Source organism: Catenuloplanes atrovinosus (assembly GCF_031458235.1).
GTDB classification, from domain to species: Bacteria; Actinomycetota; Actinomycetes; order Mycobacteriales; family Micromonosporaceae; genus Catenuloplanes; species Catenuloplanes atrovinosus.
Genome location: NZ_JAVDYB010000001.1, coordinates 8,638,386 through 8,661,049, shown reverse-complemented (window position 1 = coordinate 8,661,049; position 22,664 = coordinate 8,638,386). Strand labels below are relative to the sequence as shown.

17 protein-coding genes are annotated in these 22,664 nt (G+C 72.2%); 6 read left to right on the top strand and 11 right to left on the bottom strand.

Going from position 1 to position 22,664, the window contains the following annotated elements; translation table 11 throughout:
* Positions 1 to 223: 223 nt before the first annotated feature.
* Positions 224 to 478, top strand: coding sequence for a WhiB family transcriptional regulator (locus tag J2S41_RS38720; protein WP_033345527.1), 255 nt, complete (start codon positions 224 to 226; stop codon positions 476 to 478).
* Positions 479 to 848: 370 nt separating this feature from the next.
* Here the strand turns inward: J2S41_RS38720 and J2S41_RS38715 are convergent, their stop codons facing one another.
* The 3 genes from J2S41_RS38715 to J2S41_RS38705 form a co-directional block, all read right to left on the bottom strand.
* Positions 849 to 1,658, bottom strand: coding sequence for a sirohydrochlorin chelatase (locus J2S41_RS38715; RefSeq protein ID WP_310375825.1), 810 nt, complete (start codon positions 1,656 to 1,658; stop codon positions 849 to 851).
* Positions 1,640 to 2,449 (bottom strand): phosphoadenylyl-sulfate reductase, encoded by an 810-nt coding sequence (locus J2S41_RS38710; protein ID WP_310375823.1) that lies wholly within the window; start codon positions 2,447 to 2,449, stop codon positions 1,640 to 1,642. The genes J2S41_RS38715 and J2S41_RS38710 overlap by 19 nt, the downstream gene beginning before the upstream one ends.
* A gap of 151 nt (positions 2,450 to 2,600) precedes the next feature.
* On the bottom strand, positions 2,601 to 4,307 hold the full coding sequence (locus tag J2S41_RS38705; protein WP_310375821.1) for a nitrite/sulfite reductase: 1,707 nt from the start codon (positions 4,305 to 4,307) through the stop codon (positions 2,601 to 2,603).
* A 395-nt stretch (positions 4,308 to 4,702) separates the two neighbouring features.
* Between J2S41_RS38705 and mycP the strand changes: the two genes are divergently transcribed.
* Entirely contained in the window at positions 4,703 to 5,890 is a 1,188-nt protein-coding gene (gene mycP, locus J2S41_RS38700; RefSeq protein ID WP_310375820.1) for a type VII secretion-associated serine protease mycosin, read from the top strand.
* A gap of 43 nt (positions 5,891 to 5,933) precedes the next feature.
* Here the strand turns inward: mycP and J2S41_RS38695 are convergent, their stop codons facing one another.
* The 4 genes from J2S41_RS38695 to eccCa all read right to left on the bottom strand — a co-directional run bounded on the left by J2S41_RS38695 (position 5,934) and on the right by eccCa (position 11,999).
* Entirely contained in the window at positions 5,934 to 7,133 is a 1,200-nt protein-coding gene (locus tag J2S41_RS38695) for a S8 family serine peptidase (RefSeq protein WP_310375817.1), read from the bottom strand.
* Between the two features lie 93 nt (positions 7,134 to 7,226).
* The gene (locus J2S41_RS38690; protein WP_310375815.1) at positions 7,227 to 7,508 is read right to left on the bottom strand and encodes a WXG100 family type VII secretion target; all 282 of its coding nucleotides are present in this window, start codon (positions 7,506 to 7,508) and stop codon (positions 7,227 to 7,229) included.
* Positions 7,509 to 7,533: 25 nt separating this feature from the next.
* Positions 7,534 to 7,848, bottom strand: coding sequence for a WXG100 family type VII secretion target (locus J2S41_RS38685; RefSeq protein WP_310375813.1), 315 nt, complete (start codon positions 7,846 to 7,848; stop codon positions 7,534 to 7,536).
* Between the two features lie 200 nt (positions 7,849 to 8,048).
* The gene (eccCa, locus tag J2S41_RS38680; protein ID WP_310375811.1) at positions 8,049 to 11,999 is read right to left on the bottom strand and encodes a type VII secretion protein EccCa; all 3,951 of its coding nucleotides are present in this window, start codon (positions 11,997 to 11,999) and stop codon (positions 8,049 to 8,051) included.
* Between the two features lie 138 nt (positions 12,000 to 12,137).
* On the opposite strand from eccCa, the gene eccD reads away from it, so the two are divergent.
* The gene (gene eccD, locus J2S41_RS38675) at positions 12,138 to 13,529 is read left to right on the top strand and encodes a type VII secretion integral membrane protein EccD (RefSeq protein ID WP_310375809.1); all 1,392 of its coding nucleotides are present in this window, start codon (positions 12,138 to 12,140) and stop codon (positions 13,527 to 13,529) included.
* 744 nt (positions 13,530 to 14,273) lie between these two features.
* Here the strand turns inward: eccD and J2S41_RS38670 are convergent.
* The 3 genes from J2S41_RS38670 to J2S41_RS38660 all read right to left on the bottom strand — a co-directional run bounded on the left by J2S41_RS38670 (position 14,274) and on the right by J2S41_RS38660 (position 17,696).
* The gene (locus tag J2S41_RS38670) at positions 14,274 to 15,473 is read right to left on the bottom strand and encodes an IS110 family RNA-guided transposase (protein ID WP_310364796.1); all 1,200 of its coding nucleotides are present in this window, start codon (positions 15,471 to 15,473) and stop codon (positions 14,274 to 14,276) included.
* Positions 15,474 to 15,807: 334 nt separating this feature from the next.
* Positions 15,808 to 16,509, bottom strand: coding sequence for a hypothetical protein (locus J2S41_RS38665; RefSeq protein WP_310375807.1), 702 nt, complete (start codon positions 16,507 to 16,509; stop codon positions 15,808 to 15,810).
* Entirely contained in the window at positions 16,506 to 17,696 is a 1,191-nt protein-coding gene (locus tag J2S41_RS38660) for a type VII secretion protein EccE (RefSeq protein ID WP_310375805.1), read from the bottom strand. The genes J2S41_RS38665 and J2S41_RS38660 overlap by 4 nt, the downstream gene beginning before the upstream one ends.
* Positions 17,697 to 17,822: 126 nt before the next feature.
* Here J2S41_RS38660 and eccB point away from each other — a divergent pair, with 126 nt between their 5' ends.
* From eccB to J2S41_RS38645, 3 genes are all read left to right on the top strand, one after another.
* A complete protein-coding gene (gene eccB / locus J2S41_RS38655; RefSeq protein ID WP_310375803.1) occupies positions 17,823 to 19,235 on the top strand; it encodes a type VII secretion protein EccB in 1,413 nt (470 codons plus the stop codon).
* Between the two features lie 157 nt (positions 19,236 to 19,392).
* Positions 19,393 to 19,767 (top strand): DUF2563 family protein, encoded by a 375-nt coding sequence (locus J2S41_RS38650; RefSeq protein WP_310375801.1) that lies wholly within the window; start codon positions 19,393 to 19,395, stop codon positions 19,765 to 19,767.
* A complete protein-coding gene (locus J2S41_RS38645; protein ID WP_310375799.1) occupies positions 19,760 to 21,049 on the top strand; it encodes a WXG100 family type VII secretion target in 1,290 nt (429 codons plus the stop codon). The genes J2S41_RS38650 and J2S41_RS38645 overlap by 8 nt, the downstream gene beginning before the upstream one ends.
* A gap of 22 nt (positions 21,050 to 21,071) precedes the next feature.
* On the opposite strand, the gene J2S41_RS38640 is transcribed toward J2S41_RS38645, so the two are convergent.
* A complete protein-coding gene (locus tag J2S41_RS38640; protein ID WP_310375797.1) occupies positions 21,072 to 22,640 on the bottom strand; it encodes a sensor histidine kinase in 1,569 nt (522 codons plus the stop codon).
* Positions 22,641 to 22,664: the final 24 nt, after the last annotated feature.

The following is a 22,664-nucleotide window of genomic DNA, read 5'->3' as shown; positions in this document are numbered from 1 at the left end:
TGCCAGAGTTCGTGAAAGCATTCACAAGCGAAAAGAGTTACGCGGATGTTGCCGGTAGGCGCACGCTGTGCGACCGTTCCGCCACAGCCACGGACTCCCCAAACGCCTGCTCACGCACTGTTGACCGATGGCTGCACACCGTCGTGATCAACGTCGCGCGCGCATAGAAATAAGTAATACGCATTCACCGAAACCGATCCGAAGAACAAGGAGTGTTGCCGCCATGGACTGGCGCCACGATTCTGTCTGCCGCGACGAGGACCCCGAGCTGTTCTTCCCGATCGGGACGTCCGGCCCGGCGCTCCTGCAGGTCGAGCAGGCCAAGTCGGTTTGCCGGCGCTGCCCCGTGACCGAGGAGTGCCTGGCCTGGGCGCTCGAGTCGGGTCAGGACGCGGGCGTCTGGGGCGGAATGAGTGAAGAGGAGCGGCGCGCCGTCAAGCGTCGCGGCGGCCTGCGGGTTCGCGCTCACTCCGCCTGAATCACCAGCATCACAGGCTCGACGCCCCGGGAGCGCCCCTCCCGGGGCGTTCTGCTGCCCGGGGCCCGCGGTCACGCAACTCACCACGCAACTCATCGCGGCTCAGATGCCCACCGCGCGGCCCATTCAAACCCCGGAATACCAAAAAACCCAAAACGCGAATATGGTACGTATCGGGTGCACTCGGCCCGGCAGGGACGACTATGGCGTGTCGGGTGGATCTCGTCGAGCCGAGGCGAGGTCCAGGTGTCGTCCGGGTGTGCGGCGCGGGCGCCCGGATACGGGTTTTCGTGCCGTGCGGCCGGGCGGCGGCCGGGCCGCGCCGCAGGCCGGCGGACATCCGCCGGACACGCCCTGACCGCACCGGGCGTCAGGCCGCCAGCACCTCGCCACCCCAGGTGACCGCGTCCGCCCGCGACAGCACGAGCCGCGCGATGTCCCGCGCGTCCGTCAGCGGCGGCGCCACCGCCACCACGCCCCCGGCCGACCGCGCCGACTCCACCACCGTGTCGTAGAGCAGGCCCGGGGCCAGGAAGTATCCCGAGATCGCGATCCGCCGGGCGCCGGTTGCGCGCAGCGCCGCCACGGTCTCCGCCCCGGTGGGCGGCGAGGCCGACGCGTAGGCGACCGCACTCGGGACGCCCAGCGCGTCCCCCAGCGCCACCGCGGCCCGCTCGACCGTCCCGCGCGCGGTCACGTCGTTCGTACCGGCCGCGGCCAGCACCACGGCGTCGAAACCGGCATCCGCCACGCCGATCGGCGCGCCTGGTCCGTACCCGGGAAGGGCCGTCACCTCGCTCAGGCGGCGCAGCAGGCCGGACAGGAGCAGGTCCGGCACGACGCCGTCGAACGGGCCGATCACCTGGCTGATCGCGACCGGCATCCGCAGTCCCTCCGCGCGCGCGGTGCGCAGCACGTCCGGCACGTCGATCCGCCCGTGGTACGCGGCCGTCAGCAGCAGCGGCACCAGCACGGCGCGCGCGTGGCCGGCCGACTCCAGCGCGTGCAGCACGTCACCGGGGCGCGGGCCGGCATGGTCCAGATAGGACGCTCGCACGTCCACGCCGGGGCGCACCGCGGCGACCGCGCGCACCAGCGCGCGGGTGGCGTTGGCCGCGCGTGGGTCCCGGCTGCCGTGCGCGACCAGGACCAGCGCGGGGCTCAGAGGTGCAGCCCGCATTCGGTCTTCTCGAACATCGCCCAGCGGCCGGCGCGCGGGTCCTCGCCGGCCTTGGTCCGCCGCGTGCACGGCCAGCAGCCGATCGAGGTGTAGCCCTTCCGGAACAGCTCGTTGACCGGCACGTTCCACCGCGCGATGTACGCGTCCACGTCGGCCTGGGTCCAGGTGGCGATCGGGTTGACCTTCACCTTGCCCTTCTTCGGGTCGAAGCCGACGATCGGCGTGTTCGCCCGGGTCGGCGACTCGTCGCGGCGCAGGCCGGCGGCCCACGCGTCGTACCCGGCGAGCGCGCGGTTGAGCGGCTCCACCTTGCGCAGGAAGCAGCACTCGTCCGGCGCGCGATTGAACAGGCGCGGGCCGTACTCGCCGTCCTGCTGCCCGACCGTGAGCCGCGGGCGGATCGAGCGCACGGTGACCGGCAGCGTGGCCGCCACGATGTCGCGGACCTTGAGCGTCTCGGGGAAATGCAGGCCGGTGTCGAGGAAGACGACATCGACCCCGGGTTTCACGCGGGAGACCAGGTGCGCGAGCACGGCATCCGCCATCGAGCTGGTGACGCAGAACCGGTCACCGAAGGTCTCGGCGGCCCAGCGCGCGATCTCCTCGGCGGGCGCGCCCTCCAGCAGCCGGTTGCCCTCGGCCGCGATGGCCTTCAGCTCGTCCGGCGTGCGCCTCGGCTCGTCGACGGCCTCGGCCGCGACCGGCGCGACCAGAGCCGACATGGTGGTGGACAGTTCCGGAGCGGCGTCGGCCTTGACCAGGCCGAGGCCGACCGCGGATATCGGGCTCATCTCGGATTCACCGCCTCTCGGAGTATTCCGATGAACTTGATCGAAAAGACGCGCACGCAGGAACGGCACTCCCAGGCGCCGTGCGTCTCCGCGTGCGGGCGAAGGTCCTCGTCACCGCAGTACGGGCAGTACAGCGGGGCGGCGCGCTCACTCATCGAAGCTCGTCCTCCTCGACCCTGACCACCCAGTCGGCGAAGCGCTCGCCGTCCGTGCGGCCGGCCAGGTAGCGCCGGGTGAGGCGCTCCACGTACTCGGGAAGCTCGTCCGCGGTGGTCTTCAGACCCCGCAGCTTGCGGCCGAAGCCGGCCTTGTGGCCCTCGGCCATGCCCAGCCCGCCGCCGAGGTGGACCTGGAAGCCCTCCACCTGGCGGCCGTCCGGACCCATCACCAGCTGGCCCTTGAGCCCGATGTCCGCGATCTGGGTGCGGGCGCAGGCGTTCGGGCAGCCGTTGATGTGGATGGAGATGTCCGCGTCCTTCAGGTCCGCGTCCGCCAGCCGCTGCTCCAGGCGCTCGACCAACTGCTGGCCGCGCGCCTTGGTCTCGACGATCGCCAGCTTGCAGAACTCGATGCCGGTGCACGCCATGGTCGACCGGCGCCAGACCGACGGGAACGACTCCAGCCCGATCTCGCGCAGCGCGGTGACCAGCGAGTCGACCTTCTCCGGCGCGACGTCCAGGACCAGCAGCTTCTGGTACGCGGTCAGCCGCACCCGGCCGCTGCCGTGCGCCTCCGCCACGTCCGCCAGCCTTCGCAGCTGCTCGCCGGAGGTCCGCCCGACGACCGGCGCGGCGCCGACGTACCGGTTGCCGTCCGCCTGCTCGTGCACGCCGATGTGGTCGATCGGCCTCTCCGGCAGCTCCGGCGCGGGCCCGTCGATCAGGCTGCGGCCGAGGTACTCCTTCTCCAGCACCTCGCGGAACTTCTCCACGCCCCAGTCGGCGACCAGGAACTTCAGCCGGGCGCGGTGCCGCAGCCGGCGGTAGCCGTAGTCGCGGAAGATGCCGACCACGCCCTCCCAGACGTCGGCCAGCTCGGCGAGCGGGACCCAGACGCCGAGGCGCTGCGCCAGCATCGGGTTGGTGGACAGGCCGCCGCCGACCCAGAGGTCGAAGCCGGGACCGTACTCCGGGTGGATCACGCCGAGGAACGAGATGTCGTTCACCTCGTACGGCATGTCGGCCAGCCAGGAGATCGACGACTTGAACTTGCGCGGCAGGTTCGAGTACGCCGGGTCGCCGATGAAGCGCTCCACGATCTCGTCCAGCGCCGGCGTCGGGTCGATCACCTCGTCCGCGGCGACGCCCGCGACCGGGCTGCCCATCACCACGCGCGGGCAGTCGCCGCACGCCTCGGTGGTGGAGAGGCCGACCTCCTCCAGTGCCTTCCAGATCGCGGGCACGTCCTCCACCCGGATCCAGTGCAGCTGGATGTTCTGCCGGTCGGTGATGTCCGCGCTGCCGCGTGCGTACCGCTCGGAGATGTCCGCGATGACCCGGAGCTGGGCCAGGTCGAGCTGCCCGCCGTCCACCCGGACGCGGAGCATGAAGTACTTGTCCTCCAGCTCCTCCGGCTCCAGGACCGCGGTGCGCCCGCCGTCGATGCCGGCCTTGCGCTGCGTGTAGAGCCCCCACCAGCGGAAGCGGCCGCGCAGGTCGGCCGGGTCGATCGAGTCGAAGCCGCGGTGGGCGTAGATGTTCTCGATCCGGGCGCGGACGTTGAGCGGGTTGTCGTCCTTCTTCGTCCGCTCGTTGGGGTTCAGCGGCTCACGGTGGCCCAGCGCCCATTGGCCCTCGCCGCGCGGGCGACGGGCGGGGCGGGCGTTGCCGCCGGTCGTGGGTGTGGTGCTAACCGCCATCGCGGCGTCCTCCGGTGTAGCTCGGTGTGAAGGACGCGCAGACACGGCGGCCGTCCCGGAGAATCCGGGACCAGCGACGTCATCGTCAGGGGGCCGGCGAGTGCACGCCCGGGCAAGAAAGGTGCGGGCGAGGTCAGCAGGCCGGACAGATGGCGCTGCGCACGCGACCGTAGTCGACATGACGGCGGGACGTCAGTCCCAGCGTCATGGCACGGTGCGCGGCGGTAGTCACGCCCCTCATGCTGCCACATCGATCCCGCCCCGGCCAGGCCCCGAGCACCTCGTCCCAGATGCCGGTTACGCTGTGGTTACCGTCACGGCGTAACACGGTGTTCATCCACGCCGGTGTTCATCCACGCCGGTGCGGTCTGGCGGTCAGCCGCTAGTCTCGGGCCGTGAGTCTCACCCTTCCCCGTCGTCTCGCGCGGCTCACGCTGGCCGCGCTGCTTCTCGCGCCGCTCGCGCTGCCCGGCACCGCCCACGCCGCGGTGGCCTGCGGCGGCCCGGAGGGCGAGGACGCGCCCGCGCAGCGGAGCTGGGCACTGACCCGGCTGGCGCCGGAGACCGCCTGGCCGCTGAGCCGCGGAGCGGGCGTCACGGTCGCGGTCATCGACTCCGGCGTCAACGGCGACCACCCGATCCTGGACGGGCGCGTGCTCGACGGGCGTGACTTCGGCTTCCAGAACTTCCAGGGCCAGTGCGACCTGGCCGGTCACGGCACGGTGGTGGCCGGCATCATCGCCGGGCGGGACCGGGTCAACCAGTCCTTCTCCGGCATCGCGCCGGACGCGTCGATCCTGCCGCTGCGCGTGCTCGACGAGGTCGGTTTCGTGGACGACCCGTCCGCCCCGGGCCGTATCGCCCAGGCCATCCGGTTCGCCGTGGACCAGGAGGCGGACGTCATCAACCTCTCGCTGCAGACCGAGGACACGGCGGAGATGCGCTCCGCCATCGCGTACGCGGAGGAGCGGGACGTGGTGGTGGTCGCGGCCGCGGGCAACCTCCAGGAGGGCCAGAAGCCGGAGAACAACACGATCTACCCGGCGGCGTACGACACGGTGCTGGCCGTGGCCGGCGTCGACGAGGCGGGCAAGCACGTGTCGTCGTCCGTGCAGGGGCCGTTCGTCGACATCACCGCGCCCGGGTTCAACCTCTACGGGCCGGCGCCGACCGGCGACAAGTTCGTGGGCGAGGCGGAGGGCGGCACCAGCTTCGCCGCCGCGTTCGTGTCCGGCGCGGCGGCGCTGGTCCGGTCGTACTACCCGGACATGTCCGCGGCGGACGTGCGCACCCGGCTGACCGAGACCGCGGACGCGCCGCCGCAGGGCCGGGACAACGCGTTCGGCTTCGGCGTGGTCAACCCGTACGTGTCGCTCACCGCGGTGTTCAGCTCCAAGGAGCCGGGCCCGGCCGGCGGCATCACGCTGGCCGGCGAACCGGCGGACCCGACCGCGACCGCGCGGCTCGTGGCGATCTGGGCGATCGCGATCGTGCTGGTGCTGGCGGTCGCGATGCTCGCGGGTGCGCCGCTGGTCCGCCGCGGCCGCCGCAACGGCTGGCGACCGGACCACAACAACCTCTGAGGGGGTACGCGGGTACGCCGTACCCCCTCAAGGGTGGTGATCCTCAGCGCCGGTAGGGCTGCGGGTAGCCGGGCGGTGCCGGCTTGGTGCGCCGCGCCGCGATCGCGCCGATCACCGCGACCAGCAGCACCATCGCGAGGCCGCCCGCGACCAGCACCCACAGGTACTCGTCGAGGAACGACCGCTCCTCGGCGGGCGGGCTCGCGCCGGTGTCCGCGCCGTCCATCGGGTCGCCGACCGGGTTCGCCGAGACGGCCGGCACGTCCGCGCCGACCGCGGCCGCCGCGTCGATGGCGCCGAAGCCGTACTGCGGGTCGCGGCCGTCCGGGCCCTGGTCCCGCGCGGTCGCGGTCAGCCGGTTGATCAGGTTCGCCGCGTCCAGGTCCGGGTGCTTCGCCTTGATCAGCGCGGCGATGCCGGAGACGATCGCGGTGGCCGAGCTGGTGCCGGTGCTGTTGCCGTAGCCGGAGAGCTGATGGGTCTCCGGCACGGCCGCGAAGATTTCCACGGCCGGCGCGGCGATGGCGGCCTCCGGGCCCTCCGCGGCGCCGGTCCAGAACTCGCCGTTCTTGTCCAGGCCGGAGACCGCGACCACGCCCGGGATGTTGGCCGGCGGACCGATCACCGGGCCGGTCTGCTCGACGTTCCCCGCGCCGGCGATGATGATCACGCCCTTGCCGAGCGCGTACGCGGCGGCCTCCCGGTCGAGCGGGTTGATGTACGTGAGGTCGCCGGTCGGGTTGATCCGGGAGATCGACATGTTGATGATGTCGGCGCCCTGGTCCACCGCGGCCCTGATCGCCTCCGAGTGGGTGGTCTCGCCCTGGCTCTCGGCGCCGATCTGGATGGACAGCAGCGTGACCTCCGGCGCGATGCCCTTGAGGTGGTTCTCGTCCGTGCCCTGGCCGACGATGATGCTGGCCATCGCGGTGCCGTGGTAGCCCAGGTCCTTCAGCCCGCTCTCGCCCGCGCCCGAGTTGCCGTACCCGCCGCCGTCGCGGATGTCGGCGTCCTTCAGGTCCGGCCGGGTGACGTCCACGCCGCTGTCGATCAGCGCGATCGTGACGCCCTCGCCCCTGCTGCCCGCGGCCCGCTGCACCTCGGGGATCTTGAGGTAGTCGTCGTAGTACCACCTCTGGTACTCCCCGATGGTCTGAGGCGCCGCCGCCTGGGCCGCACCGGGCGCGAGCAGAACGGCGCTTCCGCAGGCCACCACCGCGGCCATTGCCGACGCGAGCTTCATCGGTCCCTTTCCCCGTCGTCGAATAACCATGATCGTCCTGAGAAGACAGAAAGCCCGGTCCGGTGGAAACCGAACCGGGCCCTCACGCGTGGATCAGTGCCACATGCGCGAGTTCGACATCTCGGTGGAGACGTAGTTCTCCTTGGCGACACCGACGGCCTGGCCGATGTCGTTCAGGATCTTGTTGATGTCGCGGACCGCGGCGTCCCAGGAGGCCTGGTGGGCCTCGTACGCCGCGCGGTCCTCGCCGTCCCACTGGAGCTTCTGCAGCATCTGACGCAGCGTGTCCAGCTTCTCGTCGATCGTCTTGGAGATCGTGTTGATCTGCTGGGTGGAGCTCTCCAGAACCGCGTAATCAACCTTCACAACGCTCATCGCGTCACTCCTGCCTTCTCGCTGCTTACGGGTTCAGGGCCGAGTGGAACTTGTCCAGCATCTGCTGCTGCTCCTCGTCGTTCACCTGGTGCGTGGTGCCCGACTTGTCCAGCAGGTCGGCGATGTTGGTCAGCGCCTCCTGAAGCTTGCCCGTGTCTTCGTTCCAACGGGCCATGAGCTGCTGGAAACCGGTGGAAGCCGAGCCCTGCCAGGCGATGGCAAGGTCGTCCACCACGTTCCACAGCTTCTTGAGCTCGCCGTCGACCTCACTCCGCGTGGACCGCACGTCGTTCGCAGCGGTATGCAGTGTCGCGTGATCGACCTCGAACGGGGACGCCATGGTCTTCACCCCTTCGTCATCGTTAGTGCAGCCAGTCGCTGCGCCTCCCCCGCGGCGGCGTCTGAAACCCCACCGACGGACACTCGGCCTTGACCGTAACGCACCAGGTCCAGTGGTTACAGCCTCGGCCAGGGCCCCGGCGGCGATATGTCCAATACAGACGTTTTTATCGGACTTCGCCGTCGGGGCAAATTGTCTTCCTAAGGCTCTGTCCAGGCAGTTTGGATCAAGTTCTGCCCGTCGCGCCGGCGCACCAGCGTGCCCCGGCCCGGCGGCTGCGGGCTGGGCCGCAGATTGCCGACGATCTGCCCCTCCTCGCGGTTGCCGGACATCAGCAGCGTCGGCGTGTCCAGCTCGCGGAGCCGCTGCAGCACCTGCTCGTACGCGGCCCGGGCCGCGCCGCCCATCCGGCGCGCCAGGATCAGGTGCAGGCCGATGTCGCGCGCCTGCGGCAGCAGCTCGATCAGCGCGCTCAGCGGGTTGTTGCCCGCCGTGGCCACCAGGTCGTAGTCGTCGACCAGCACGTACAGCTCCGGGCCCCGCCACCAGGACCGGTCCCGCAGCTGCTGCGGCGTCACGTCCGGGCCCGGCAGCCGGGCCTGGAGCGCGCCGCGGATCTGCTTCATGTTCGTGCCGAACACCTCGCTCGACGGCGAGTAGTCGAGCAGGTGGTCACCCTCGATCGCGCCGAGCAGGCCACGCCGGTAGTCACCGATCACGATCCGCGCCTCGGCCGGCGTGAACCTCTCGGTGATCTGCCGCCCGATCAGCCGCAGCAGGTTGGTCTTGCCGCACTCCGCGTCGCCGAAGATCACCAGGTGCGGCTCGCCGGCCGTGTCGAGCAGCACCGGGGCCAGGTTCGCCTCGTTGACGCCGAGCGGCAGGCCGGGCAGCGACGGGTCCACCATCCGGTTCAGCTCCGTCACCGACAGCATGCGCGGCAGCAGGCGCACCTTCGGCGCCGGCGCGTGCGGCCACGCGGCGCGGATCTGCTCCACCGCGGACACCGTGGCCTCGGCCAGGTCGTCCAGCAGCGACTTGCCGTCCAGCCGGGAGATCGCGGACAGGAAGTGCAGCTTGTCCCGGGTGAGACCGCGGCCCGGCGAGCGCTCCGGCACGTTCGCCGCGGCCCGGCGGTCGATCTCCGACTCGTTCGGGTCGCCGAGGCGCAGCTCCAGCTTCGTACCCAGCAGATCGCGCATCTTGATCCTGATCTCGGACCAGCGGGCCGCGGTCAGCACCACGTGCACGCCGTAGCCGAGACCGCGCTGGGCGAGCATGGTGATCGTCTGCTCCAGCTCCTCGTAGTCCTCGCGGAGCGTGCCCCAGCCGTCCACCACCAGGAACAGGTCGCCGAACTGGTCGTCCGGCACCTCGCCGTGCGCCTGCCGCCGCCGGTACGTGCTGATCGAGTCGATGCCCATCGCGGTGAACCGGGCCTCGCGCTCGTCGATCAGCGACACCACCTCGGCCACGGTCCGGCGCACCGCCTCGCCGTCGCGGCGGCCCGCCACGCCGGAGAGGTGCGGCAGCCCGTCCAGCGCACGCAGCGCGCCGCCGCCGAAGTCGAGGCACATGAACTGCACCTCGCGCGGCGAATGGGTGACCGCCAGCGACATCAGCAGCGACCGCAGGATCGTGCTCTTGCCGGACCGCGGGCCGCCGACGATGACCACGTTGCCGCCAGCACCGGAGAGGTCGGCCACCAGCGGGTCGCGGCGCTGCTCGTACGGGCGGTCCACGATGCCGACCGGGACCATCAGCTTCGCCGCGTTCCGCCAGGCGGCCGGCGACAGGCCGAACACCGGGTCGGGCGTGAGCGGCGGCAGCATCGCGTCGATGGTGGGCGGCACGCCGAGCGGCTCCAGCCACACCTTGTGCGCCTCCGGGCCGCGGCCGCGCAGCTGCTCGATCAGCACGTCCAGCATGCTCTGCTGCTTGCCGAGGCCCTCTTCCTCCTCCTCGACCATGACGACCTGCTCGGAGACCTCGGGCACCGGGATGAACTCGGTGCCGTACTCCAGGATCTGGCGCTGCACCACGGCCTGCGAACGCACCGCGCGGCCCGGCGGCTTGTACGGGCCGGACACGTACGCGGCCCGGAACCGCAGCATGGTCGCGGTGTCCGTCTTCAGGTAGCCGTGACCGGGCGCGTTGGGCAGCTCGTACGCGTCCGGCACGCCCAGCACGATCCGGGACTCCACCGCGGAGAACGTGCGCAGACCGATCCGGTACGACAGGTGCGTGTCCAGTCCGCGCAGCTTGCCCTCCTCCAGCCGCTGCGACGCGAGCAGCAGGTGCACGCCGAGCGACCGGCCCAGCCGGCCGATCATGACGAACAGGTCGATGAAGTCCGGCTTCGCGGCCAGCAGCTCGCTGAACTCGTCACAGATGATCAGGAGGCTGGGCATCGGCTCCAGCTCCTCGCCGGCCGCCCGCGCCTTCTCGTAGTCGAACCGGGAGACGTAGTTGCCGGCCGCGCGCAGCGCCTCCTGCCGGCGCACCATCTCACCGGCCAGCGCGTCCTTCATGCGGTCGACCAGTGGCAGCTCGTCCGACAGGTTGGTGATCACGGCGCTGGTGTGCGGCAGCGCGTCCAGCGAGGCGAACGTCGCGCCACCCTTGAAGTCGACCAGCACGAAGTTGAGCTCCGCCGACGAGTGCGTGACCGCGAGCGCGCCCACGATCGTGCGCAGCAGCTCCGACTTGCCGGAACCGGTGGCACCGATGATCAGGCCGTGCGGGCCCATGCCCTCGTGCGCGGACTCCTTGAAGTCCAGCTCCACCACGTTGCCGTCCGGGCCGAGACCCAGCGGGATGCGCAGCCGGTCGCGGTGCGGCCGGGCCCGCCACGTCTGATTCACGTCCACGCCGGCGGCGTCGCCGATGCCGAGCAGGTCCGGCAGCTCCATGCTGCGGGCCAGCGGCTCGTCCGAGGAGGCCGCGCTCTGCTGGGACAGCCGGTACGGCGAGAGCTGCCGCGCCAGGCCCTCCGCCTGGACGATGCTGAGCTGGTCCGGCCGGCCCAGGTGGGTGCTGGACTTGCCGCGGAACACCTCGACCGACTCGGTCGTCACGTCCAGGCAGAGCAGCCAGCGGCCGGCGTCCCGCGGCACCGCGCCGGACAGGTCGACCACCGTGGTGCCGAGCAGGCCCGGGCCGTAGAGCTGGCAGTTCGCCGAGACCTCGCCGCCGTCCAGCACGACCAGCACGTGCGGCGCGGTGGTCAGCGGCTTCGCGTCCGGGCTGAACCGGGGCCGGCTGGCCAACTCGTCCGCCAGCATCTGCTCGGCCGCCAGCAGCGTGGTGAACACCATCCGGCGCGGACCGGCGGCGTCCGTGCGGCGCGGATGCTGCGCGTGCGGCAGCCACTTCGTCCATTCCCAGCTCGCCGCGCGGTCCGGCGCCGCGACCACCGCGATCATCAGGTCGTCCGGCGCCTGGAACGTGGTCAGCTGGCCGAGCATCGCGCGGGTCAGGCCGAGCGTGGGCTCGCGGTCACCGCGCAGCACGATCCGGCTGAACGACCGGATGGACAGCGCGATCGGCAGGTCCGGCACGACCGAGTGCGACCGGACGAACCGGCGCAGCGCGATCGCGGACATCGGCTCCAGGTCCTCCACCGGCTTCGTCTCCGGCGTGACGATCTGCACCGCGAGCTGCTGCGGGCCGAGCGCGATCCGCACCTCGCCGAAGTCGTCCTCGGTGACCCGCCGCTCCCACATCCGCCGGGACGCCGCGAACGAGAACAGCGCGTCCGACTCCGGATGCTTCCACGTGGTGGCGGCGCGCTGCTGGTCGGCCGCGCGCCGGGTCCGCTTGCGCACCTGCGCCAGGTAGCGCATGTAGTCGCGGCGGTCCGCGTTCAGCTCGGCCTTGTCGTTGTTGTTGCCGAACTGGCCCACCGCCATGCCCAGCATCGAGACGCCGAACAGGCCACCCGCGATCCACATCATGGTGCCGCCCTGCCGCCCCGCGTACAGGAACGCCATCGCGCCCACGCCGCAGAGCATCGGCAGGATCATCATCAGCTGGCCGAGGCTCTTCGGCAGCTCCTCCGGCAGCTCGGGCGGTGACTCCAGGAGCACCTCGCCCCGGGGCAACTGTGGCCCCTGCCGCCGCGGTGGCCGCCGGAACAGCACCGTACTCATCCGCGTCTCGCCTCCCCGATCTTCCCCCGTCGGACGCCGCCCTCACCGAGCCCGGCGTCGGGTGGGCATCCTAGCGTTCGCCATCGTAGGTACTCTCCTCACGAATCGTGAGTGGCTTGGATCCACGGGGAGGCAACCATGGCCGCCACAGTGAGCGGGAGCAGCAGGGTCACCATCGTCGCGCCCAGGACGAGGCTCGACCTCGCGCTGCCGTCCGACGTACCGCTGGCTGACCTGCTGCCGACCGTGCTCCGGCACGCCGGCGAGGAGGTCGCCGACCAGGGTGCCGCGCAGGGCGGCTGGGCGCTGGCCCGGCTCGGCGGGAAGCCGCTGGACAGCTCGCGCACCGCGGTCGAGCTGGAGATCCGCGACGGCGAGCTGCTCTACTTCACGCCCCGCGCCGCGGCCCGTCCCGAGGTGGTCTTCGACGACATCGTCGACGCGGTCGCCACCGCCACCCAGACCCGCGAGGGCCGCTGGGACACGGCGATGACCAGGCGTTTCTCGGTCGGCTTCGCGGCCGCCGCGCTGCTCGCCGGCGCGATCGGCGTGCTGTTCTCCGGCCCGCCGCAGCTGCCCGGTGGCGTCGCCGCGCTGGCCGCCGCCGCGCTGCTCATGCTCACCGCGACCATGCTGTCCCGCGCGGCCGGCGACGGGCGCAGCGGCGCCATGGTGGCCGGCGTCGCGCTGGTCTACGGCACCGTCGGCGGCACGCTGCTGCTGGCCGGCGACGCCACGATCGGGCAGCTCGGCGCGCCGCACGTGCTGATCGGCGCGGCCGTGCTGCTCATGCTGGGCGTGGTCGCCACGCTCGCGGTCGGCTATGCGACACCGCTGTTCCTCGGCTCCGCCGCGGCCGGCGTGGCGCTCGCGCTCGGCGCCGGCATCTGCCTCGTCTTCGGGCTCTCCGCCGCGCCGGCCGCCGCCATCGTCGCGGCCGTGGTGTTCGCGTTCCACCCGGTGCTGCCGATGATGTCGTACCGGCTGGCCCGCGTACCGGTGCCGTCCATCCCGACCGGCCCGGAGGACCTCAAGGCCGACGACGAGTCCGTCGACGGGCGCCACGTCCTCCAGCTCAGCGAGCGGGCCGACGAGTACCTGACCGCGCTCATCTGGACCGTCTCCGCCATCGCGCTCGGCGCGGAGATCACGCTCGCGTTCGACGGCCGGCTCAGCGCCACGCTGCTCTGCCTGGTCCTCGCGCTGCTCCTGCTGCTGCGCGCCCGGCCGTACCCGTCCCGCCGCGAGCGCCTTCCGTCACTGCTCGCGGGCGGTGCGGGACTGATCCTGACCGCGTTCGCCGTCTTCGGCTGGGGCGGCTGGGCGGCACGGCTGGGCCTGGTCCTGGGCGGCCTGATCATCGTGGCCGCGGTGTCGCTGATCTACGGCCTGTCCGTGGCGGGCAAGCGGATCGCGCCGATCTGGGGGCGGCTGCTGGACATCTGGGAGATCGTCCTGATCCTGGCCGTGGTCCCGCTCGCGGCCTGGGTCTGCGGCCTCTACAACTGGATCACCACGATCAGCGCCTAGCCCCTTTGCTCCACTTTCATCACTCCTCGCGGAATCCGCGGTTCCGGCTCGCCTGAGCCGGTCTCCCGCGGATCTCCCCATCCCACCGCGCCGGGACACGGGTCGACCAGCGGGCCGGGTTCGCCGGTGGGCCAGGTTCGCCGGGTCCGGTCCGTTAGGTTGGCCGGTCCATAGGGTCCGCCGGGCCGGTCCGGTGGCTCCTGCCGGTTCGGCGCGCCGCCAGGTCCGGCGGGTCCGGCCCGTTGTGTCCGCCGGGCCGGCGGACCCACCGGTCCGCAGGACCCACCAGGTCCACAGGACCCACCAGGTCCACAGGACCCACCAGGTCGGGCCGCCAGCTCCGGCGGGTCGGACCGCCCAGGTGGCCGAACGACGCTGTCTGGTCGCGTCAGCTCGCTACGTCACAGAAGCGAAGCCCAAGGCCGACCGCCTGATCAGGCCACCCATGCCCGAATATCGCGATAAAGGGTATCGACAGGCGGCACAGGCGCGCGGCAGCATCTCACCTCGCCGAGCGCGCTCCCAGACGCTTTATCGTGAGATTTCGGGCACAGAGTGCCCGACATGCTTGCGAGGCCTCACCGGCTCGAAGAGGCGCCGGCGACCCCGATGCCTCGGGGCTTGCCACAGACGCCACCGGCACGGACAAGCCCCGACGACCGCCCAAACCCGCGAGGGCTTGGCAGGCGGGACCGGCAGGGAGGAGCGCCAGCGACGACCGGTGCCCGCGGGAGTTGCTCTGTGTCAACGTCTCTGGTCGAGTATGAGTTGGAGTTGGCCGTGTTTGTCCTGTTCGTAGGGGGTGTTCGTGGTCCAGCATTTCCAGATCACTGTCAGCCAGGCGCGGGCGAGGATCCGGACGGCGTGCTGGTGTGTGTGGCCGCGTTCGCGGGCGCGGTGGTAGAGGTTCGCCGCCCATGGGTTGGCGTGGCGGCTATCGGCGGCGAAGTCGCAGACCGCGTCACGAAGGTGTTTGTCCGCGCTCCAGCGGAACGTGACCACCTTCGATCGGCCGGACTGGCGGGTCGAGGGAGCGGCGCCGGCCAGGCAGGCCATCGCGTTCGGGGTGGGGAACCGGCCGCGGGCGTCACCGATCTCGGCCAGAAGCCGGGCCGCGCGGATCGTGCCGGCTTTCGGCAGGCCGGCGAAGATCGGCGCGTCGGGGTGGGCGTCGAATGCCTCACCGATCTGCGTGCTGAGGGCTTTGATCTGCGCGACGAGGCTCTGCAGGATCGCCACGAGCGCGACGGTGATCCCTGCCAGCCCGGCCCCGGCCGGGCCCTGCGGCCCGCGGGGCGCGGACCGGATCCGCGCCAGCAACACCGCCGCTGACGTCCGCCCGGAATACCGCTGCCGGGCCAGCCACCGGGCCAGCCGGGCCTCGGTCAACCGGTCCAGGGCGTCCTGGCTGGTGAACACGGCCAGGAACGCCAGACTGATCGGCGAGTCCAGGTCCGCGAACAACCCGACCGTCCCGGGCATGGCGGTGTCCAGATGCGCCCGTAGCTGGTTCGCCGCCGCGACCCTATGCCCGATCACGTCCTTACGCGCCCTCGACAACCGCCGCAACACCACCGTGTCATCCCGATCGGTGCACAGGGGCGTGAGCCGAGCCCGGTCCGTGCGCACCACATCGGCCAGCACGAACGCATCGAACCGGTCATCCTTGTTCCCCGCCGACCCATACCGGCCCCGCAACGCCTTCACCTGCCCCGGAGCAATCACGAACACCGGAAGACCCGCATCGAGCAGCGCATCGACGACCGGCCCGTCACCCCGCTCGATCCCGACCGCGTCCACCTCATGCCGGTCCAGCACCCCGACCATCCGGGCCAGCCCCGCCGCCTTGTGCGTCACCGTGACCCGCTCCACCACCCGCCCGGCCTCGTCGACCACACACACCACATGATCATCTTTCGCCCAGTCGACTCCCGCCCACCGCACTCGACCCGACACCACCGTCTTTGCCACACTCACCACAGGATTCCTCGCTGTTGCAGCAGCAGGGGAAACACCAGGCGGCTCCCGGGGACCACCACCACCGAAAGCTCATTGACCGGCACTCGACAAGGTGCATAGCTCTGTCGTCGGTCAAGGTGGCACCCCGGGCGCCCGTCAGGCCTCGCAGAACTCCCGCAGGACCTCAAAAATCTCGCAAGCAGAGGCAATGACCCAACGAACACCCGGTGCTACCCGACCCATACAGACCCGGGCACCACCCATGTTGACCAATGAGCATGCGGGAGCCGACCCGCCGGAAGCGGGAAAGGAAGGGGTTTCAGGCTCGTCGAGGGGCCTGCCCCAGGGACTGTTGTTCGATCGTGGTCGGGGTGAACCAGAAGTACTGGGCCTCGGGGCCGACGCCGAGCAGGACCGCCATGTCGACGTTGAGGCGCTGGAAGAGCTTGACGTCGCGGCCGGTCAGGCGGAGGGGGGCGGCGCCGACGGAGGCCTCGGTGGCGTTCAGGCGCTGGACGATGGCGAAGTCGGCGGCGCGGAGGACGGTGCCGGCGGCGGGGACCAGTTGCTGGACCACGGTGAGGCGGGCCTGCCAGGGCTGGAGCGGCTGAGTGAGCGCGGCCTCGGCGGCCTCGGGGTTGACGTCGACCACGTGCAGGATCGGCTGGATGGCGGTGCCGGACGGGATGGAGCCGGGGTTGGCCAGGCCGTGGACCAGCATCAGGCGGTCGGGGCGGCCGGTGGCCCACTGGCCGAGGTTCTGCCACTGGTCGGGTGCGTGCGAGCTGACCACCACGCGGGCGCCGAGCGCGAGCGCGCGGAAGACGATCAGGCGGGCGGCCCACCAGTTGCCGATCAGCGCGACGTCGGTGCCCTCGGGACGGAAGATCCGCAGCGGTACGGGCACCCCGTTGCGGTCGCGGCCGAGCAGCAGGCCACCGCGGGGTACCGGAGTGGTGAGCGCGGCGAGCCCGTCCGGCTCCGTGGTGAACCGTCCGGTGACGGCGTGCAACTGGGTCATCCGATCGCTCCTCCGGTGGGCGCGGTCGCGTAGATCGCCGCGGCGTGCTGTCCGTCGAGGCGGCGAAGCTGCATGCCGCACTGGTCGAAGATGCCGGTGACCGCGGCGAACGTCTCCGCGGCCGTGGTCGCGCGCGCCGCGACGTCCACGATCGCCTGCATGCGCAGGTCGCCGTCCGGCCGGCGGTTGAGCACCACGGCGACGGTGGCGGAGAGCGCGCCGACCTCGGGGAGGCGGCGGGCGGCGACGGACAGGCCGGACGGGGAGAGCCGGGTGGCGAGGAAGCCGACGTGGATCGCCTCGGTGCCCTGCCAGCCCGCCCAGTTCTCCCGGGGGGCCTGCGGGGCGGGGACGGCGTCGCCGGTGACGGCCGCGCCGGTGAGGCCGGCCACGGTGGCGACGGCCGCGGTCAGCTCGGTCGCGGTGAGCGGCTGCGAGACGAAGCCGGCGCTGTCCAGCGTCTTGCCGATCCGGCCGAGCAGCGCGGCGAGCGCGCGGTGCACGCCCTCGGGCCCGCCGCCGCGGCTGGCGCTGGCGGCGAGCGCGTCCGCGGGGCGCAGCCGGGCGGCGACCCAGACGCGCGAGTCCGCGGGGATGGTGAGGCCGCCGAGGAGCTCCCGGTACGACCGGACGGCCGGCGCCGCGTGGTCGAGGAACGAGGTCGGCGCCGGTACGAGATGGGTGACCACCTGCAGCGCGGAGACCGGCAGCGCGGACTCGGCGAGAATCCGGCCGATCCGGTCCGCACCGAGCCCGGCGTCGGCGGCGGTGTCGCCGCCCGCGTCCACGGCCAGCGCCACGAACCAGCCCATGTCGTCGCGCCCCACGCCGATCGGCGTGCCGCGCTCCCGGATCTCCGTCACGCTCAGGTGCGGCGCGAGTGCGGCCAGCTCCCGGTCCGGCGACGCGGCGGCGGCCCGGGCCCGCTCCCGGAACCGGCGGCTGACCACGCGGTGCTCGAACCACCAGCGGCTCTTGCGCCGGGCGAACGCCAGCACCAGCAGCACCACGGCGAGCACGCCGGCCACGGGCAGCGCCCACACCGGGCCGCCGAGCGACGCGAGCACGGCCACCACGGCCACCTCGACGCAGACCAGCTGCGCCACGGAGAGGCCGCCCAGCCTGCCGCGCCGGCGTTCGGCCGGGAGCGGGGGCGCGCCCCGTCGCCTCGTGTCGGTAATGGTCATCCCCGTGTGCCCTTCCTCGCCTCGCGGTCCCCCGGCCCTACCGGCGGACCCTTATCGTAGGGACGCGCGCGACACGGCAGGAACCCGTGACGTCTCGCGGCGCAGCTTCGGGGGAGGAAATCGTTCATGCGTACCCGCCGTGATCAGGTGCAGGCGTACCGCTTCGTGACCCGCCGCATCGTGTCGGCGATGGTCTCCGGCGAGCCGGAGACCAACGACCTGCCGATGCGGCGGCTGGGGCTGGCCCTGGTCGGCAGCGTGCTGGTGGGCGCGCTGGTGCTCGGCGTGTTCGGTGCGTACGGGCTGCTCACCGAGAACCGGGCGCCGCTGGAGCCGGACACGCTGGTCGTCGAGAAGGAGACCGGCGCGAAGTACGTCTTCACCCGGGACAAGCTGTACCTGGTCACCAACTACGCGTCCGCGCGCTTGATCATCGGCACCGAGAGCCCCACCATCCGGCACATGTCCGCCGGCTCGCTGAAGAACCGGCCGCGCACGCTCCCGGTCGGCATCCTGAACGCGCCGGACGCGCTGCCCGATCCGAAGGACCTGGCCGGCGACGAGTGGCGGGTCTGCTCGAACTTCACCACCGACCAGACCGACCTGCCGGTGAGCACGCTGCTGGTGAACCGGTCGCTGGGCGGCGCGGCCACGCTGGCCGGGGACGAGGCGGTGCTGGTGAATGCGGCCGACGCCGGCGGTGAGAAGGCGTTCTACCTGCTGTGGAACAACACGCGGCTGGCCGTGCCGAGGCCCGCGCTGGTCGGCCTGGATCCGAACAGCGCGCTGCCGGTGGCCGCGGAGCTGGTCAACGCGGTCAAGGCCGGGCCGAACCTGGAGGCACCGCGGCTGGAGGGGCTGGGCACGCCGTTCGACGGCACGGTGGACGGCCAGACCGCGGACGTCGGCACCGTGTTCGAGGTCAACGACCGGTTCTACGTGCTGGCCGGCTCGGGGCTGTCCCAGGTCGGGCGGCTGACGGCCGAGCTGCTGACGGCCGCGACCGGCGACGACCCGCGGGAGACCACGGCGCAGGAGGTGGACCGGCTCCAGACGGACGAGCGGGTGGAGCCGGAGGGCTTCCCGGCCTCGATGCCGCGGCTGCGGCAGTCCGTGTCCAGGGACCGCACCGCGATCTGCGACCTCTACGACGTGCCGAACAGCCGGCACACCATCGAGGTGTTCGACACGCGCCCGGACGAGCTGGCCATCGGCCTGGAGGGGAACACCGACTCCGCGATCCGCGGCGCGACCGCGACCGTGGACCGGGTGCTGGTGACCGGCGGCGCGGGCGCGCTGATCCAGTCCATGCTGCCGGACGGCAAGGCCGCGCCGGGTTCCACGGTCTACCTGCTCACCGACGACGGGCGCAAGTTCGCGCTGGGCAACACGGGGGGCAGCGCGCAGGCCGCGCTCGGCTACACCGGCGCGCCGGTCTCGCCGGTCCCGCTCGAGCTGATCGAGCTGATTCCGGCCGGGCCCGCGCTGGAGATCGAGGCCGCGCGGCGAAGCGTGACGAGTGCGGCGGCAACCGGATAGTTCGGACACCGTCCGGGCGGCCGGTGCGGCGGCGTGCACCCATTGGTTACGCTGGCACTTCGGGGGTGCCACGGCGTCCGTCGATGCCCGAGTCACCCGCCGTCCAATGCCGTACAGCCGATTCGGATTTCGCTTATAGACGGGGAGGCGAAGAGTCATGAGCCCGGCTGCTCGCGGTGGTAACACCACTGTAGACGTCGATTCACTGCAAGAGTTCCAGGACCAGCTCACACAGCGGCTGATCGAGGTCGACCACGTGATCAGCGTGCTCAGCAACAAGCTGAGCGCGCCGCTCCAGGTCGGCACGTTCCATCACGCCTCGACGATCAGCTCCCACTACTCGACCCGGCACGCTCAGCACCTCGGCAACGCCCGTCGACTGCGCACGGCGATCGTCGCGGCACAGACCGCCACCGCCGAGATCCTGCGGAACTACACCACGACCGAGGAGCTCAACCGGGTCAGCGCCAACGAGATCGCGTCGACCGTGGGTGACCTGGGCGCACCGCTGGGAGAGTCGAGCAATGTCTGACCTGAGGTCGTACTACCAGAGCCAGAGCCACGAGGCGCTCTACAACCAGCTCCAGAACGGCGACCCCACCTCGGTGGAGACCGCCGGCGACAACTGGGGCACGGTCGCCGACACGCTGGACGACATCGCCACCGCGCTCACCCGCGACCTCGCCTCGCTGAACGAGAAGTGGAGCAGTGACTCGGGCGACGAGTTCACCCGCCGGGTGACCGTGATCGCCAACTTCGCCTCGGAGAACGCGCGGCAGGCGCGCCAGGTCAAGATCGCTCTCGCCTCGTTCGCCGCGAACCTCAAGACCGCGCAGGCCACGGTGGACGACCCGGCCGACACCGACGACAACGCCAGCATGTGGGGCGGCGCGCTGACCGGCGGCGCCGTGGCCGGCGTGCCCGGCGCGGTGGTCGGTGCGGTCTGGGGCCACAACCGCGACGAGGAGCAGCGGGAGAAGGCGAAGGCGCGCACGGTCGAGCTGGTCGCCAACCTCGCCGGCGAATACCAGCTGTCCTGGGCCACCGGCGGCGTCGCACCGCCGATCACCCCGCCGGACCTGCCCGGCTCGGTCTCCAACGACGGCCCCGGCAGCGCCGGCGGCCCCGGCGCGACGAACGTCAGCGGCCTCGGCGGCACCGGCACCGGCTCGTCCACCGGCTCCGGCCGGGCCGACGCACCGGACAGCCCGTCGCTCGTCTCCGGCACCGGCGACCCCGACGGTCGCGGCGACACGGCCGACACCGACCCGTCGACCTCGCTCTCCGGCGTCACCGGCGGCGGTGGCAACGGCACCGGTGACGGCGACGGCACGGGCACCGGCCTGAGCGCCGCCACGCCCGGCCTCGGCTCCGGCGGAGGCGGCGGTGGCGGTGGCGGCGGTGGCGGTGGCGGTGGCGGTCTCGGTGACGGCCTCGGCGGCGGTGGCCTCGCGGCCGGCGGTCTCGCCGCGGGCGGGCTGGCCGCGGGCGCGCTCGGCCTCGGCGGTGGCCAGTCCGCCGCGCGTCCCGGCGGTCTCGGCTCCTCCTCGGCCGCGCGGCCGGGCGGCGGCGCCGGCACCGGTCAGGGCGCGGGCAAGGACCGGCTCGGCGTCCCCCGCCAGGGCGCGGGCGGCGTCGACGCGCTGCAGAACCGCAACGCCGCCGGCGCGCGGGGCGCGCAGAACGCGGCCGGCGGTCGCGGCGCCACCGGCGAGGAGGACGACGCGGACGAGCGCACCACCTGGCTGACCGAGGACGACATGGTGTGGGGCCAGGACGGCTCCGCTCCCCCGCCGGTGCTCGGCGGCCGCTGAGCGTGATCCCGGGCGCGGCCTCTCAGGAGGTCGCGCCCGGCTTGCCGAGCGGCACGGTCAGCGCCGCCTCGGTGCCGCCGCCCGCCCGGTTGCGCAGCTCGATGGTGCCGCGCAGCTCCCCGGTGGCGAGTGAGCGCACGATCTGCAGGCCCAGCCGGCCGTCACGCCCGTCCACGAACCCCTCCGGCAGCCCCCGGCCGTTGTCGGCCACGGTGACCACCAGTTGCTTGCGCTGCCGCTGCACCGTGACCACCACCTCGCCGACCGGTTCCGCGCTGCCCGGCGGCACGGTCAGCTCCGCCAGGTCCGGCCCGTCGTCCTCCCGCGCCGGGAAGCCGTGCTCGACCGCGTTGATGAGCAGCTCGTTCAGCACCATCACCAGGCTGGTCGCCGTCTCCGCGGCGAGCACGCCGAAACTGCCCTGACGCCGGATCGCGACCGTGAAGTCGGTCGCCGCGACCTCGGTCGCGGCCGTGGCGACCCGGTCCAAGATCCCGTCGAACTCCACGGTCTCGTTGCCGGACATGGAGAGCGTCTCGTGCACCAGCGCGATCGACGCGACCCGGCGCACCGACTCCTCCAGCGCGGACTTCGCGACCGCGCTGTCCACCCGCCGGGCCTGCAGGCGCAGCAGCGCGGCCACGGTCTGCAGGTTGTTCTTCACCCGGTGGTGGATCTCCCGGATCGTCGCGTCCTTGGTGACCAGCGCGCGGTCCCGGCGGCGCACCTCGGTCACGTCCCGCACCAGCACCAGCGCGCCGATCGGCACGCCGGCCGGCATCAGCGGCAGCGCGCGCAGCAGCACGGTCGCGCCGCGCGCCTCCATCTCGCGCCGGGCCGGCGCCTCGCCGCGCAGCGCGGAGAGCAGCTTCGCGGTGATGTCCGTGCCGTCCAGCGGATCGCGGGCGAGCCGCCCGGTCAGTGCCGGCAGGTCCTCGCCGACCAGGTGCGAGGAGAACCCCAGCCGCCGGTACGCGGACTGCGCGTTCGGGCTGGCGTAGGTGACCCGCCCGCTCGCCGCCATCCGGATCAGCCCGTCACCGACCCGCGGCGCGGACGTGGTCTCCCCCGGATGCCGCGGCGGCGGGAACGTGCCGTCCGCCACCATCTGCGCCAGGTCGTCCGCGGTGGTCAGGTAGTTCAGCTCGAGCTGGCTGGGGGTGCGCGCGGTGGACAGGTTGGTGTCCCGGCCGATGATCGCGATCACCTCGCCGGGCTCGCCGTCCTCGTCGCGCGTCCGCACCGGGATCGCCTCGTGCCGCGCGGGGGTCTCGCCGTACCAGACCGGATCGCCCTCACGCCAGATCCGCCCCTGGTGGTGCGCGATCACCAGGTGCGCCACCTCGGCCCCGCCGATGATCCGGCCCACCTGATCGTCCAGGTACGCCGTCGGCCCGGTCGTCGGCCGCACCTGCGCCACGCACAGGAACGACCGCACCGTGCTCCCGTCACCCACCGGCACCCAGAGCAGCAGATCGGCGAACGATAGATCGGACAGCAACTGCCAGTCGCCGGCCAGCCGGTGCAGGTGGTCGATGTCGGACGAGGACAGCCTGGTGTGCTCCTCGACGAGGTCGCGCAGCGTGGACACGCCGTTAGCCTTTCACAGCCTCGT

What these genes read in the sequence shown, in the direction of transcription:
- J2S41_RS38720 (WP_033345527.1), top strand. Translation starts at nt 224, where the DNA reads ATGGACTGGCGCCACGATTCTGTCTGCCGCGACGAGGACCCCGAGCTG.
- J2S41_RS38715 (WP_310375825.1), bottom strand. Translation starts at nt 1,658, where the DNA reads ATGCGGGCTGCACCTCTGAGCCCCGCGCTGGTCCTGGTCGCGCACGGC.
- J2S41_RS38710 (WP_310375823.1), bottom strand. Translation starts at nt 2,449, where the DNA reads ATGAGCCCGATATCCGCGGTCGGCCTCGGCCTGGTCAAGGCCGACGCC.
- J2S41_RS38705 (WP_310375821.1), bottom strand. Translation starts at nt 4,307, where the DNA reads ATGGCGGTTAGCACCACACCCACGACCGGCGGCAACGCCCGCCCCGCC.
- J2S41_RS38695 (WP_310375817.1), bottom strand. Translation starts at nt 7,133, where the DNA reads ATGAAGCTCGCGTCGGCAATGGCCGCGGTGGTGGCCTGCGGAAGCGCC.
- J2S41_RS38690 (WP_310375815.1), bottom strand. Translation starts at nt 7,508, where the DNA reads ATGAGCGTTGTGAAGGTTGATTACGCGGTTCTGGAGAGCTCCACCCAG.
- J2S41_RS38685 (WP_310375813.1), bottom strand. Translation starts at nt 7,848, where the DNA reads ATGGCGTCCCCGTTCGAGGTCGATCACGCGACACTGCATACCGCTGCG.
- eccCa (WP_310375811.1), bottom strand. Translation starts at nt 11,999, where the DNA reads ATGAGTACGGTGCTGTTCCGGCGGCCACCGCGGCGGCAGGGGCCACAG.
- eccD (WP_310375809.1), top strand. Translation starts at nt 12,138, where the DNA reads ATGGCCGCCACAGTGAGCGGGAGCAGCAGGGTCACCATCGTCGCGCCC.
- J2S41_RS38665 (WP_310375807.1), bottom strand. Translation starts at nt 16,509, where the DNA reads ATGACCCAGTTGCACGCCGTCACCGGACGGTTCACCACGGAGCCGGAC.
- J2S41_RS38660 (WP_310375805.1), bottom strand. Translation starts at nt 17,696, where the DNA reads ATGACCATTACCGACACGAGGCGACGGGGCGCGCCCCCGCTCCCGGCC.
- eccB (WP_310375803.1), top strand. Translation starts at nt 17,823, where the DNA reads ATGCGTACCCGCCGTGATCAGGTGCAGGCGTACCGCTTCGTGACCCGC.
- J2S41_RS38650 (WP_310375801.1), top strand. Translation starts at nt 19,393, where the DNA reads ATGAGCCCGGCTGCTCGCGGTGGTAACACCACTGTAGACGTCGATTCA.
- J2S41_RS38645 (WP_310375799.1), top strand. Translation starts at nt 19,760, where the DNA reads ATGTCTGACCTGAGGTCGTACTACCAGAGCCAGAGCCACGAGGCGCTC.